Origin of the sequence: Anabaena sp. 54, from assembly GCF_017355725.1 — a bacterium.
Classification (GTDB): Bacteria; Cyanobacteriota; Cyanobacteriia; order Cyanobacteriales; family Nostocaceae; genus Dolichospermum; species Dolichospermum heterosporum.
Genome location: NZ_JAAVWA010000001.1, coordinates 150,011 through 163,028, shown reverse-complemented (window position 1 = coordinate 163,028; position 13,018 = coordinate 150,011). Strand labels below are relative to the sequence as shown.

The window sequence follows — 13,018 nt, the reverse complement described above, 5'->3', positions numbered from 1 at the left end:
GAGGCTTTAACTCCCCCTTCCCTACCAGGGAAGGGGGTTGGGGGGTTAGGTTTGTATTATATTTTTTAACGCCCACTTACTTATTAATGATAGTAAGAGTTACTTTAGAAAAAAAATGTTATTATCTGATTCTGTTACTATTACTGATGTAGAAGCAGCGCAAAAAAGGCTTTTAGGTATTGCTTATCAAACACCAGTTATTACTTCTAATACTTTCAATAAACTGACTAAAAGCCAAGTATTTTTTAAATGCGAAAATTTTCAACGGACAGGATCATTTAAGTTTCGTGGTGCTTATAATGCCTTAGTCCAATTATCAGCCCAGCAAAAAATAAAAGGCGTTATTACCTATTCTTCAGGAAATCATGGACAAGCGATCGCTCTTGCTGGCAAATTACTTAACATTCCCACAATTGTAGTTATGCCTGATGATGCACCGATAGTCAAACAAACTGCAACTCGCGGTTATGGTGCTGAAGTCATTTTGTATAACCGTGAGACAACTAACCGGGAAGAATTAACCAAAAATCTCGCAGCAGAACGCGAATTAACTTTAATTCCCCCCTATGATCATCCTCATATAATTGCTGGACAAGGTACAACTGCATTAGAACTAATTCAGGAAGTTGGACAACTAGACTACTTATTAGTATGTTGTGGTGGTGGTGGATTAATTTCTGGTTGTGCAGTTGCGACAAAAGCAGTTTTACCTAATTGTAAAATAATCGGTGTAGAACCGGAATTAGCCGATGATGCTACTCGTTCCTTTTATACCAAAACCTTGCAAACTGTCCACAATCCCCATACCATTGCTGATGGTGTCCGAACTCCCAGTTTGGGTAAAATCACCTTTCCCCTAGTCTTGCGATACGTAGATGATATGGTGACAGTATCGGATGCAGGCATAATTCGCACCATGTTCTTGATTTGGGAACGCTTAAAAATCGTTGTTGAACCTACCGGAGTTATAGCCGCAACAGCATTATTAGAAGGTGTAGTTAAAGCGCCGGGCGCGAGAATTGGCGTAATTATCAGTGGTGGAAATGTAGATTTATTGCAAGTTAGTCAATTGAAGCAACTTAATCATCTTTTGCATTACTAGATAAATAATTATCTAACTACTTGATTTTTCCCAAATTGATATGGTACTCTGTGTTTATATTTAATCTACGGTTTTTTGATAGACATACCGTATTTTTATGTTATGGTGATGAAAGACACTGTTGAGAATCTGAATTTTTAGCAATCGGGAATCTTCTTTTATGCCAAAAGATTGGTTAGAATGGCACGATCTTTACAACACTGAACCCAAATTACAGCAACGGCTAGAAATCGTGCAGGAATATATTTCCTATAGTTTGGATAACTCCCCAACTGGTAATATTCGAGTAGTTAGTGCTTGCGCTGGTGATGGGCGAGATTTATTAGGAACTTTAGCAATTCATCACCGCGCTAAAGATGTATATGCAAGATTGGTAGAAATCAATCCTGAGTTAGTTGAACGTGGGCGTGCAACTATAGAATCATTGGGTTTAACAAAACAAATTGAGTTTATCAATGGTGATGCAACTGCTGCTGATAACTATGTAGGAGCAGTACCAGCAGATATTGTGATTGTTTGTGGTATTTTTGGCAATTTAGCTGATGAAAATGAACTCAATCGTTTATTAGGAAATTTGAGTTTTCTGAGTAAAAAAGGTGCTTTTGTTCTCTGGACTCGTGGACATTCTAACGGTATTGCTTACTCAGAAACCGTGCGTAAATACTTCCGTGATTTTGGATTTGAGGAAGTTAACTTTAAAGTCACAGCAACAGGAGATATGGGAGTAGGGATTCATCGTTATTTAGGTGAAAATTTACCTACACCCAAAGAAGAACAACTATTTGTATTTTCTGGCGTTCCAAATAAGGCAAGGTAAGAAATGTCTATTGCAAGCACTACCATATCCAATTGGGATCAATTATTAGAAACTGCTCGACAAAATACCCCCGCCCGTCGAGTTAAAAGACCAGGACAAGCACCTTCTACTGCTCCTATTCCTAGCAGTTATCATAAACTTCCGACTAATATAAAACCACCAGTATTATTATATAGAGATAGTAACTCTTGGTGTCCTTTCTGTGAACGAGTTTGGTTTGCGTTAGAAGAAAAACAAATTCCCTTTGAAACAGAATTTATTGATCTGAGTAATAAACCGAAATGGTACACAGATTTAGTGCCAACAACTCTTGTTCCCGCAGCAAATATTGAGGGCAAATTCGTTTATGAATCAAAAGATATTCTTTTAGAATTGGAAGAACACTTTGGAGAAACATTGTTACCTGAAAATCCCGAAGAAAATGCTCTTGCTAGACAATGGGTTGAAGATGCAGAAACTAATGGTTTTCGGGATATTGCCTATAAATTCTTGAGACAACCTCCAGAAGATGCTAAAGAATTATCAAATTTAGAAGCAGAATTTGAAGCTAAATTAGATGAAATTGAGAAAACTTTAGGGAGATACCCAAAACCCTATTTTTTATCAACATTTAGTTTGGTAGATATTATGTATAGTCCCCATTTAGATAGATTGGCGGCTAATTTACCAGTATATAGAGGATATCACATCAAAGGAAATCCTCGTTTTCCTCTCATCAATGTTTGGTTTGCAGCACTTAAAAAACGTCCTGCTTACAACAGAGTTAAATCAGACAATATTACTAATAATTTACTTTTACGCCGTAGATTTGGTGTAGAACCTATTGGTAATCCCTTACCTTTAGATTTATTTGATGCTGAATTTATTGAATATCGGGCTGAAGCAGCAGAAAGATTAAGTGATAATCGAGAAACTGCTATTGGCGATATTCTCAAAAATTCAGGAGTTCAATCTTTAGGTGATATCTCAATAATCAAAGAAATTGTTGATTTTCACCTCAGACTATTAGCTGATTATCTCCTTAATGGTAATAACGAACTATTACTAGGAGGAAGAACAGGTGGAAAAGAAAGTATAGATCCAATTATCGCGGCTACAGGGGCTATTACACTGGCTTATGTGAGAAATAGGATTTGTGCGCCACGAGATATGAGTGCTGGTGCTGCAACCGCATTACGAGCCGCAGCAGATAAGCTTTTGGCATCTATTTATTAATTTTTTTGACACAAAGGTGGAAACTAAATTAGTAGGGTGCGTCAGATATCAAAAATCTGTTTATTTATAGAAATTATTAAGTCTGACGCACCATAAAACAGATGTTCATTGTAACATTTTTTAATTTTGTTGGATGCAAAAAGGAATAAAAATGAGTGATTTAAAAAAGGTTAATGATGATTTGAGTATCGCTGGGCAAATTTCATCCAAGGAATTAAAACAATTGGCAATAGGAGGTTTTAAATCAGTTTTAAATTTACGTTCTCCTGATGAAAATGGTTTTTTCAACGATGAAAAGCAAGAAGCACAAATTGTAGGATTGGAATATGCAAACATTCCCTTAAATTCTCAAGCACCAAATCAAGAATTAACAGCAAAAGCAATTCAAGCTGTTGAGAATTTGTCTAAACCAATTTTAATTCACTGTGCTGGTGGTGCAAGAGCCGGAGGAATAGCCTTGATTGCTGATGCACTTCAAGCAGGTTTAACTTATGAAGAAATCGCTCAAAAAGCTAATGAATTGAGCATTAATTTAGAACAGCCACATCTCAAGCAATTTCTCGTAGAAAATTTTGCAGTTAAGCAAATTTAGATTTTTTAAATTATTTGGTTTGTAAATTTATCAGGGGGTACAATTTTTTATGAGTTTAGAACTAAATCTATCGGGTAAAACAGCAATTGTTACAGGTGGTAGTGCGGGAATTGGGTTAGCTACAGCCAAAGCTTTGTATAGTGAAGGTGTGAATGTAGTTATTGCTGCTCGCAATCAAGAAAAACTTTATCAAGCAATAGTTGATATTCAATATTTACCCAATACAGAGGCTAAAGTTATTAGCGTTAGTGCCGACTTAACTAAAGCTGAAGATGTTGAGAAGGTTGTTTCTACAACAATTGAACAATTTGGTAAAATTGACATCTTGATTAATAATGCTGGTTCAGCCCGTGCGGGTTCATTTTTAGAATTAAGTGATGAAGCATTTTTAGATGCTTGGAATTTAAAACTTTTGGGGTACATTCGATTAGTTAGAGCCGTTGTTCCCTATTTGAAAAATCAAGGTGATGGGCGTATTGTTAACATTATTGGTGGTGCTGGACGGACACCCCGCCCCAACTTTCTACCAGGAGGAACATCCAATGCGGCTCTACTCAACTTTACACGAGGGATTTCTAAAGAATTAGCCCTAGATAATATTAGGATTAATGCCATTTCTCCCGGTCTAACAGACACAGAAAGAGCGAAAACCTTAGCAGTGCAAAATGCCCAAAGTTTGGGTATTACGGTAGATGAATATAAAGCCCAAGCAGTGAAATCAATACCTTTAGGAAAAATCGTCAAGCCTGAAGAAATTGCTGCACTAGCTTTATTTTTAGTTTCTGATTTAGCTGCTTCTATAACTGGTGCAGAAATTCAAGTTGATGGTGGAACTACACCAGGAGTTTAAGTTATTGAGTAGGTTGGGTTAAGCGACAGCGCAACCCAACATTTTCAGAATTTTGTTGGGTTTCCTTCCGTCAATTAATGTTACAAAAAAGAGGAATTTCCATGACTCAAAAACAATTATTTTCCCAAGATAGCGATGTTGATCAAACCTTATTAGCTGATGTATTAGTAATTGGTGGTGGACCTGCTGGAACTTGGTCAGCGTGGAGTGCTGCTAATGGTGGTGCAAAAGTGGTTTTGGTAGATAAAGGCTATTGTGGTACAAGTGGCTGTGCCGCCGCATCAGGTAACGGTGTATGGTATGTTGCACCAGAACCAGACAGTCGAGAGGCTGCAATGGCTTCTAGAGAAGCTTTAGGAGGATTTTTATCTAGCCGTGATTGGATGCAACGGGTACTAGATCAAACCTATGCGAATGTCAACCAACTAGCTGACTGGGGTTATCCTTTCCCTACAGATGAAGAGGGTAAACCCTATCGGCGCAGTCTGCAAGGTCCAGAATATATGCGTTTGATGCGGCAACAAATAAAACGGGCAGGAGTGAAAATTTTAGATCACAGTCCGGCTTTGCAGTTGTTGGTAGATGCAGAAGGGGCTGTAGCTGGGGCGACGGGGGTTAACCGTCAGACTGGCGAAAAGTGGGTTGTGCGATCGCATTCAGTGATCATTGCCACCGGAGGCTGTGCTTTCTTGAGTAAAGCCTTGGGTTGCAATGTGCTAACAGGCGATGGATATCTCATGGCAGCCGAAGCGGGTGCAGATATGTCGGGAATGGAATTTTCCAATGCCTATGGCATCGCACCTGCTTTTTCTTCTGTCACCAAAACCTTATTCTATAATTGGGCAACTTTCACCTACGAAGATGGTACACCCATCCCCGGTGCTGGTTCACAAAAAGGGCGTTCTGTGATTGCCGAAACTTTGATAACTCAACCAGTTTATTGCATCATAGACAAAGCCTCAGAAGAAATGCAGGTAACAATGCGGTTATCTCAACCCAATTTCTTCCTACCCTTTGATCGTGCAGGTATTAATCCCTTTACTCAACGCTTCCCTGTAACTCTGCGTTTAGAGGGGACTGTCCGGGGTACAGGTGGCATTAGAATTACCGATTATACTTGTACTACTTCTGTGCGTGGACTTTATGCCGCTGGCGATGCAGCTACAAGGGAATTAATTTGTGGTGGTTTTACTGGTGGTGGTAGTCATAATGCAGCCTGGGCGCTATCTTCAGGGTATTGGGCAGGACAGTCTGCGGCTACATACTCCCATAATTTAGGTGTGCAAGCCAACCAACGACCAGTTCAAGCTGTAGGTAGTGTAGGATTTATTTCTGGTAGTGAAAAACAAATTCACAGTGAAGACATCATCAAAGCCACTCAAGCGGAAGTTTTCCCATATAACCGCAATTATTTCCGCAATGAACAAACTTTAACGGAATCATTGCAAAGATTACATTCTCTCTGGGATGAAATTCGCAATAGTCAAGTTGCAGATAATAGCAATATTCTCCGCACGAGGGAAGCTGCGGGAATGGTAGCCACAGCTAGATGGATGTATAGCAGTGCCTTGGAACGCAGAGAAACAAGAGGTATGCACAAACATTTAGATTATCCAGAACAGGATACTAATCAACAACATCATTTAATTAGTGGTGGTTTGGATCAAGTTTGGGTGAAAGCTACACCTATACAGGATACAAAAGCAAAAGAACTTGTAACTGTTTAATTGTAGGTTGGGTTGACGCTCATGTTACCCAACATGATCAAAACTTTTGCTATGTTTCATTCTCCTCAACATGATCATAACTTGTGTTGGGTTTCACTTCGTTCTACCCAACCTACATCAATATTAATTTTGGATTTTTATTATGATTGAATTAGTTAGTGAATCCCGGTGCATTGAATGTAATATCTGTGTTAAAGTTTGCCCGACAAACGTATTCGATAAAGTACCAAATGCACCTCCAAGAATTGCCAGACAAAGCGATTGTCAAACCTGTTTTATGTGTGAATTATACTGTCCGGTAGATGCGCTGTATGTTGCACCAGACGTAGAACCATTAACAGGAATTAATGAACAATCATTAGCAGAAGCTCAACTTTTAGGAAGTTATCGTAAAAATATCGGTTGGGGAAAATCTGTTACGAATACAGCTAAACAAGATTCAACATATCAATTGTTGCAGAAAATGAAATAGAATATCAAAAATAATCAGAGTTATTATGAAACTGATTTTACCAGTAGAAATTGCCCATGAACTTGAGCCGCATTTACCTGAAAATACTATTGTAGTGCGTGTAGATAGTGAGGGTAATATAGATGGTGATGCCACAGATGCAGAAGTTTATTTTAGTTGATTTTATCTCAAACCTACTACTTTACATCGAGTATTAGATGCTGCGCCTTTGCTGCGTTGGCATCATGCACCAAATGCAGGTGTAAACCATATTTTGACACCAAAATATTTAGAAAGAGATTTAATTTTAAGCAATGGGGCAGGGATTCATGGTATTCCTATTGCTGAATTTGTAATTACTTATTTACTGGCTTACACTAAGCAATTACCAAGTTTATATCAGCTACAAAATGAGCATGATTGGCAAAGAGGTTTACCAATTCAAGAATTATTCGAGAAAACTTTATTAATTATCGGCGCAGGTGGAATTGGTCAAGAAATTGCTGTTCGTGCTAAAGCTTTTGGAATGCGTATTTTTGGTAGTTCTCGTCATCCAAAACCATTACCAAACTTTGATAAAGTAGTCGGTGCTAATGAGTGGAAAAAATTACTTCCAGAGGCAGAATTTGTGGTAATTGCCACCCCTTTAACGCCGGAAACAAAGGGCATGATTGATGTGGAAACCTTACTTTTATTCCGCCCTGATTCCTATTTAATTAATATTGCCCGAGGGGCAATTGTTGATGAATTAGCACTTACTAAAGCTTTACAAGCAGGTTGGATTGCTGGTGCAGCTTTAGATACAGTTTATACAGAACCATTACCAACAGAGAGTCCTTTGTGGAAGTTGCCAAATATTTTTATTACCCCCCATTGTTCTGGTAATTCTCCTAGAGTAAAAGAGAGAACACTTGCCCTATTTCTGGATAACTTAAAACGCTATTATCAAGGTAAGCCTTTACGTAATGTGGTAGATAAAACTGCTGGTTATTAGGAATTTTTATTCGTCAAAATAGGAAAACCAGATTTTTTTTGATATAATCTACGGTAAGCCTATCGAGTTGCTGTGCTTTAGTTTTTTATTGACAAGAGAATTTATCATGACATTAGCCCAAGACATTAATATTCAGATCCATCAAAAAGCATATCCTCATGTTTTAGGGAAGGTATCAGAACTAGGAGTATCCTTATTTAAGGGGACATGGTGGTATATTCATCCTTATATAATAGTTTTCAAAATCATGCTGCTTGCTTTTGCTAGTCTCAGTTTTTTATATATTCATTACTCTAGGCAAAAGCTAATTAAAATTTTCCAAAATAGCAGTGTTTAAAAAAAAGAATGACTAAGATTACAAAATTACAGGCTGTATCTTATTTAGCTCCTAATTATTTTGGACTATATCAGGAGATTACAGCTTATTTAGGTCGTGTTTTACAAGTAGAAATTGCACTACATCAAAGTAAATACGACCCCTTAAAAGACACTCTATTATTTAAAGACCAAATAGACTTGGCTTTTATTTGTGGATTACCACTAATTCGTTATAGTCAAATAGCACCAAATCAATTACAGACATTAGTTGCGCCTGTGATGCAATCATCTCGATATGGTGATTGTCCTGTATACTATGCAGATGTGATTGTTAAGACTGATAGCAATATTCAGAAGTTTGCTGATTTATCAGGGAAAACTTTTTGCTATAATGACTCTGGTTCTAATAGTGGTTATCATTTACTTTGGCGGTGGTTGAGTCAAGAAAAATATCCACCCAATTTCTGGGGAAAATCTCTAGAATCAGGTTCTCATCAACGTTCTATTCGTTGGGTAGTTGAAGGACTGGCTGATTGTGCAGCCATTGATAGTGTTGTATTAGAACAAGAATTACGGGATTTTCCTGAATTATCACACCATTTACGTGTGGTGCAAATAATTGGACCTTCTCCGATGCCACCATTGGTAACAGCGCGGCGTTTAGGTATCTCTTTGATTCAGCAAATGCAATTGGCTCTACTCCAACCAGATGCTCAGTTGCAAGAAATTATGAAACAATTTAGTGTTAAGCGTTTTGATGCAGTGAAGTTAGAAAATTATCTGGTACTTAATCACTCCCGGTTCGCCCATTTTTTAGGGAGTTAGGAAAAATGTGCAGATAAAAGTATAATCAGAGACAGGTTATACAAAATAAGCTAAGTAAGTATATGTTCGACGTTATGGCAACTGAATCCATAATTACAAACGAACGAGTAGATGACATACCCGTACTACTCACACAGATAGAACGGATGGGTGTACAAAAGCTAATAGATAAAAACTTCCCCACCCATGGAAATTGGCGAGGACAAAGCTTGGGGAATGTAGCAGTGATCTGGTTAACACATATCTTATCGCAAGCAGACCACCGTTTAAATCAAGTTCAAGCCTGGGCTGGTAAACGGTTAGAAACATTGAAAAAATTGATTGGTGAAAGCTTAAACGAACTTGACCTAACCGATGACCGATTAGAAGCAGTATTGCGTTACCTTAACTGTGACGAGAACTGGTATGCGTTTGAGGAAGAACTGGGAAGTAATTTGTTGCAAGTGTATGATATCAAACCAGAACGGGTAAGACTGGATAGTACAACAGCTTCAAGTTATTGCGGGGTGAATACTGAAGGGCTATTTCAATGGGGTCATAGCAAAGACCATCGTCCAGATTTGGCACAAGTCAAAATCATGCTATCAACATTAGACCCATTAGGAATGCCAATAGCAACAGAAATATTATCGGGAGAAAAAGCAGATGACCCTTTATATATCCCCGCAATTGAGAGAGTCCGTTCGACGCTAAAACAGCCAGGATTACTGTATATTGGGGACTGTAAAATGGCATCAATGGGGACAAGAATCCATATTGTATCAGGGGGAGATTTTTATCTATGTCCTTTAAATGCCAAGCAAACACCGACAGAAAAATTAAGAGAATATCTGCAACCAGTTTGGGATGAAAAACAAGAATTGACAACTATCAATTATGATTATGCAGATGGAAAAACGAGAGAGATTGCTGAAGGATTTGAACTAAAATTGCTCCAAAAAGAAAAGATTAACGAGCAAGAAATATCTTGGGAAGAGCGACAATTAGTAGTCCGTTCTTATGCCATTGCCCAGACAGAGGAAAAATATCTACGTGAACGCATACAGAAAACCGTTCATGCTCTTGAACAACTAAAAATCCCCAAACGCGGCAAGAAAAAGCTGACATCATTTCCAGAGTGGGAGTTATCTGTAGCTGAGATTCTCAAGCGTTATCGGACTGGGGGATTATTTGAAATTGATATTCAAACTCAGCGAGTTGAAAAAGTTAAAAGACAATATGGCGAACGTCAATCTCAAATAATAGAAGAAGTTTCCTTTAATTTAGATTTTAAAATTAATGAAGACGCGGTAAAACAACAAGTTCAACTGTTAGGCTGGCGAGTTTATGTCACTAATGAAACTGAAGCTAACCTGAGTTTGAAACAAGCAGTTCGTGCTTATAGAGATGAGTATTTGACAGAACGAGGATTTGCTCGACTTAAAGGCTTTCCTCTTTCTTTAACTCCAATTTATTTACAACGTGAAGACCATATTACTGGTTTGATCCGACTACTTTCAATTGGTTTGCGAGTTTTGACTCTTTTAGAGTTTCAGGTTCGTCGCCATCTTGACAAAAATCAAGAAAAATTGGCTGGACTTTATGCTGGTAATCCTCAGCGTAAAACGGCACGTCCTACTGCTGAAATGCTTCTTGTTGCATTTAAAGAAATCACATTGATATTAATTGAGGTTAACAATGAAGTCTACACTCATTTAACTACTCTTTCCCCTTTACAGCAGCGTATTCTTGTTTTACTTGGGTTTCCCCCTACTATTTATACTCAGCTTAGTGGTCAATCTTTTACTCCTGAGTAGAATTCTTCTAACTCTCGCAAAAATGGGCGAACCGGGAGTAATTACTCATGGGGAAAATCGAATTTGGGAATCAGCAGTTATTAATGAATATCTGGATGAAGTATTTCCTAACCCACCGCTTTTACCTAGCAACCCCATTGCAAAAGCTCAGGCTCGGATTTGGATAGATTTTGCTAATACTAGATTAGTTCCTGCTTTTTCTACTCTGTTACGCAGTCCAGATTTTCAAAAGCAAGAGGAAGCTAAACAAGAACTCTACAAACATCTAGAATTTATTGAAAATGAAGGTTTAGGAAAACTTTCGGGAGATGGTCCCTACTGGTTTGGTGAATCTATCAGTTTGGTTGATTTTACCTTTTTCCCCTGGTTTGAAAGATGGGCTGCTCTTAAACATTATCGTGGCTTTGGTATTCCTGCTGAATTCACTCGTTTGAAACAGTGGAAACACGCGCTTAAAGAACGTGAATCAGTGAAAGCGATCGCTCATTCTAAAGAGTTCTATATTGAGCGATATGCTAAATTTGCTGTTCCTGTTCCTGTGGCTGCTTAGTCAAACGCTGCATTCAACTATTCCTAAATTGAGAACACAGATTTATGAGTTATCAAAACATAGAAATTAAACCAATTGCTGGACGTATTGGAGCAAAAATTAAAGGTGTTAATCTAGCTGAAAATCTCAGTGATGAAATCATCAGCGAAATTAGAAAAGCCTTAGTTAAATATAAAGTCATCTTCTTTCGTGGACAAGAACTTGATGCTAATGGACAAGTAGATTTTGCCCGTCGTTTCGGTGAAATCACTACCGCACATCCGACAGTTCCATCACTTCCTGGACATCCAGAAGTATTGGATTTAGATTACAGCCGTACCGTTGCCCGTGCGAATAACTGGCACACCGATGTTACATTTGTAGATCGTCCGCCCCTTGGCTCTGTCTTGCGGGCGCTAGTAATTCCGCCGGCGGGAGGGGATACTATTTGGGCAAATTCGGTGACTGCATACCAAGATTTACCGGAGAATTTGCGTAATTTAGCGGATAAACTTTGGGCTGTACATAGCAATGCTTATGATTATGCCACAGCCTTTGATATACCTGAAGAAGTGAAATCTTACCGAGATGTGTTTACTTCAACGGTGTATGAAACCTTGCATCCAGTGGTGAGAATTCATCCTGAATCTGGGGAAAAGGGTTTGTTTATTGGTGGTTTTGTGCGGCAAATTCGCGGTTTATCTCCAACTGAATCAGTCGATATTATTCGCTTGTTGCAATCTTATATTACACGACCTGAGAATACAGTACGTTGGCGCTGGAAAGTTGGTGATGTGGCATTTTGGGATAACCGCGCTACTCAACATTATGCGATCGCTGACTATGGAGATCAACCCCGTCGGGTACAGCGTGTAACCATTGCGGGTGATATTCCTTTAGGTATTGACGGTAAGTATAGTCAAGCCATTAAAGGAGATTCTGCGGCATATATTCCCAATCTTGTAGCAAGCTTAATCACAGGCTAACTTTAGGGTGTATTACCGCAAAGGGTAATGCACCATTTTGATATGAATTTGAAAATTTAAGGAGTTGGATTTTATGGCTTTAACATCTTCGACAATGTTACCTTTGGGGACTTTAGCACCTAATTTTCATCTCCCAGATGTGGTTTCAGGTAAAACGATTTCATTGGCAAACTTTGCTGATAAAAAAGCTTTGGTAGTTATATTTGTTAGTCGTCATTGTCCTTTTGTGCAACATATCAAGTTTGAATTAGCAAAATTAGGACAAGATTACAAAAATAGAAATGTGGGTTTTTTAGCAATTAGTTCTAATGATATTAATACTCATCCTCATGATGCACCAGAATTACTTAAAGATTTTGCCCAAGAAATAGATTTATCCTATCCTTTGCTTTATGATGAAAGTCAAAAAGCGGCTAAAGATTTTTTTGCAGCTTGTACTCCAGACTTTTTTGTATTTAATGCTAATAGAAAGCTGGCTTATCGAGGACAGTTAGATGATAGTCGTCCAAAAAATGGTTTACCTGTCACTGGACAAGATTTACGGAAAGCAATTAATTATGTTTTAGCAGATGAGGTAATTACTTGGGAGCAAAAGCCGAGTATTGGTTGCAATATTAAATGGAAAGCAGGGAATGAGCCGGTTTATTATAAAGTTCCGGTAGCGGTTGGGTAGTTAGGAATTTTTTTGAGAAAATAGTTAATGTAGAGATGTTTTAGGAAACGTCTCTACAGAATTTTTGATTGCACTGAATTTATATAAATCCTATTAATCAAATAAACTTGCTTCCACATATAAAAAATATCACATATTTAAAA

General features: G+C 38.1%; 13 protein-coding genes and 1 pseudogene. All 14 read left to right on the top strand.

The genetic code is table 11. The features are described from left to right. Positions 1-115 precede the first annotated feature (115 nt). The 14 genes and pseudogenes from HEQ36_RS00865 to HEQ36_RS00800 all read left to right on the top strand — a co-directional run bounded on the left by HEQ36_RS00865 (position 116) and on the right by HEQ36_RS00800 (position 12,875). Positions 116-1,102 carry a threo-3-hydroxy-L-aspartate ammonia-lyase gene (locus HEQ36_RS00865; RefSeq protein ID WP_168634961.1) on the top strand — a complete coding sequence of 329 codons (987 nt, stop codon included), beginning with the start codon at positions 116-118 and terminating at the stop codon, positions 1,100-1,102. A gap of 160 nt (positions 1,103-1,262) precedes the next feature. Next, entirely contained in the window at positions 1,263-1,919 is a 657-nt protein-coding gene (locus HEQ36_RS00860) for a class I SAM-dependent methyltransferase family protein (RefSeq protein ID WP_168634960.1), read from the top strand. Positions 1,920-1,922: 3 nt separating this feature from the next. Further along, positions 1,923-3,134: a glutathione S-transferase family protein gene (locus HEQ36_RS00855; RefSeq protein WP_168634959.1), complete on the top strand. Its 1,212-nt coding sequence runs from the start codon at positions 1,923-1,925 to the stop codon at positions 3,132-3,134. A 151-nt stretch (positions 3,135-3,285) separates the two neighbouring features. Next, positions 3,286-3,726, top strand: coding sequence for a sulfur transferase domain-containing protein (locus HEQ36_RS00850; protein WP_168634958.1), 441 nt, complete (start codon positions 3,286-3,288; stop codon positions 3,724-3,726). A gap of 49 nt (positions 3,727-3,775) precedes the next feature. Continuing rightward, positions 3,776-4,576 carry an SDR family oxidoreductase gene (locus HEQ36_RS00845; protein ID WP_168634957.1) on the top strand — a complete coding sequence of 267 codons (801 nt, stop codon included), beginning with the start codon at positions 3,776-3,778 and terminating at the stop codon, positions 4,574-4,576. Between the two features lie 101 nt (positions 4,577-4,677). After that, positions 4,678-6,303, top strand: a complete 1,626-nt coding sequence (locus tag HEQ36_RS00840; RefSeq protein WP_168634956.1) for an FAD-dependent oxidoreductase — start codon at positions 4,678-4,680, stop codon at positions 6,301-6,303. 142 nt (positions 6,304-6,445) lie between these two features. Beyond that, the gene (locus HEQ36_RS00835) at positions 6,446-6,775 is read left to right on the top strand and encodes a ferredoxin family protein (protein WP_168634955.1); all 330 of its coding nucleotides are present in this window, start codon (positions 6,446-6,448) and stop codon (positions 6,773-6,775) included. A 25-nt stretch (positions 6,776-6,800) separates the two neighbouring features. Then, positions 6,801-7,748: pseudogene (locus HEQ36_RS00830) on the top strand (D-2-hydroxyacid dehydrogenase). 106 nt (positions 7,749-7,854) lie between these two features. Then, positions 7,855-8,085 (top strand): hypothetical protein, encoded by a 231-nt coding sequence (locus HEQ36_RS00825; protein WP_053540201.1) that lies wholly within the window; start codon positions 7,855-7,857, stop codon positions 8,083-8,085. Positions 8,086-8,093: 8 nt separating this feature from the next. Next, a complete protein-coding gene (locus HEQ36_RS00820; RefSeq protein ID WP_168634954.1) occupies positions 8,094-8,891 on the top strand; it encodes a PhnD/SsuA/transferrin family substrate-binding protein in 798 nt (265 codons plus the stop codon). Positions 8,892-8,965: 74 nt separating this feature from the next. Next, positions 8,966-10,687: an IS1634 family transposase gene (locus HEQ36_RS00815; RefSeq protein WP_053538855.1), complete on the top strand. Its 1,722-nt coding sequence runs from the start codon at positions 8,966-8,968 to the stop codon at positions 10,685-10,687. A gap of 22 nt (positions 10,688-10,709) precedes the next feature. Beyond that, positions 10,710-11,237: a glutathione S-transferase C-terminal domain-containing protein gene (locus tag HEQ36_RS00810; protein WP_290706420.1), complete on the top strand. Its 528-nt coding sequence runs from the start codon at positions 10,710-10,712 to the stop codon at positions 11,235-11,237. Positions 11,238-11,281: 44 nt separating this feature from the next. Continuing rightward, on the top strand, positions 11,282-12,202 hold the full coding sequence (locus tag HEQ36_RS00805; protein ID WP_168636894.1) for a TauD/TfdA family dioxygenase: 921 nt from the start codon (positions 11,282-11,284) through the stop codon (positions 12,200-12,202). A 73-nt stretch (positions 12,203-12,275) separates the two neighbouring features. Beyond that, positions 12,276-12,875 (top strand): thioredoxin family protein, encoded by a 600-nt coding sequence (locus HEQ36_RS00800; RefSeq protein WP_168636893.1) that lies wholly within the window; start codon positions 12,276-12,278, stop codon positions 12,873-12,875. Positions 12,876-13,018 lie beyond the last annotated feature (143 nt).

What these genes read in the sequence shown, in the direction of transcription:
- HEQ36_RS00855 (WP_168634959.1), top strand. Translation starts at nt 1,923, where the DNA reads ATGTCTATTGCAAGCACTACCATATCCAATTGGGATCAATTATTAGAA.
- HEQ36_RS00800 (WP_168636893.1), top strand. Translation starts at nt 12,276, where the DNA reads ATGGCTTTAACATCTTCGACAATGTTACCTTTGGGGACTTTAGCACCT.
- HEQ36_RS00820 (WP_168634954.1), top strand. Translation starts at nt 8,094, where the DNA reads ATGACTAAGATTACAAAATTACAGGCTGTATCTTATTTAGCTCCTAAT.
- HEQ36_RS00815 (WP_053538855.1), top strand. Translation starts at nt 8,966, where the DNA reads ATGGCAACTGAATCCATAATTACAAACGAACGAGTAGATGACATACCC.
- HEQ36_RS00810 (WP_290706420.1), top strand. Translation starts at nt 10,710, where the DNA reads ATGGGCGAACCGGGAGTAATTACTCATGGGGAAAATCGAATTTGGGAA.
- HEQ36_RS00825 (WP_053540201.1), top strand. Translation starts at nt 7,855, where the DNA reads ATGACATTAGCCCAAGACATTAATATTCAGATCCATCAAAAAGCATAT.
- HEQ36_RS00840 (WP_168634956.1), top strand. Translation starts at nt 4,678, where the DNA reads ATGACTCAAAAACAATTATTTTCCCAAGATAGCGATGTTGATCAAACC.
- HEQ36_RS00865 (WP_168634961.1), top strand. Translation starts at nt 116, where the DNA reads ATGTTATTATCTGATTCTGTTACTATTACTGATGTAGAAGCAGCGCAA.
- HEQ36_RS00845 (WP_168634957.1), top strand. Translation starts at nt 3,776, where the DNA reads ATGAGTTTAGAACTAAATCTATCGGGTAAAACAGCAATTGTTACAGGT.
- HEQ36_RS00805 (WP_168636894.1), top strand. Translation starts at nt 11,282, where the DNA reads ATGAGTTATCAAAACATAGAAATTAAACCAATTGCTGGACGTATTGGA.
- HEQ36_RS00860 (WP_168634960.1), top strand. Translation starts at nt 1,263, where the DNA reads ATGCCAAAAGATTGGTTAGAATGGCACGATCTTTACAACACTGAACCC.
- HEQ36_RS00850 (WP_168634958.1), top strand. Translation starts at nt 3,286, where the DNA reads ATGAGTGATTTAAAAAAGGTTAATGATGATTTGAGTATCGCTGGGCAA.
- HEQ36_RS00835 (WP_168634955.1), top strand. Translation starts at nt 6,446, where the DNA reads ATGATTGAATTAGTTAGTGAATCCCGGTGCATTGAATGTAATATCTGT.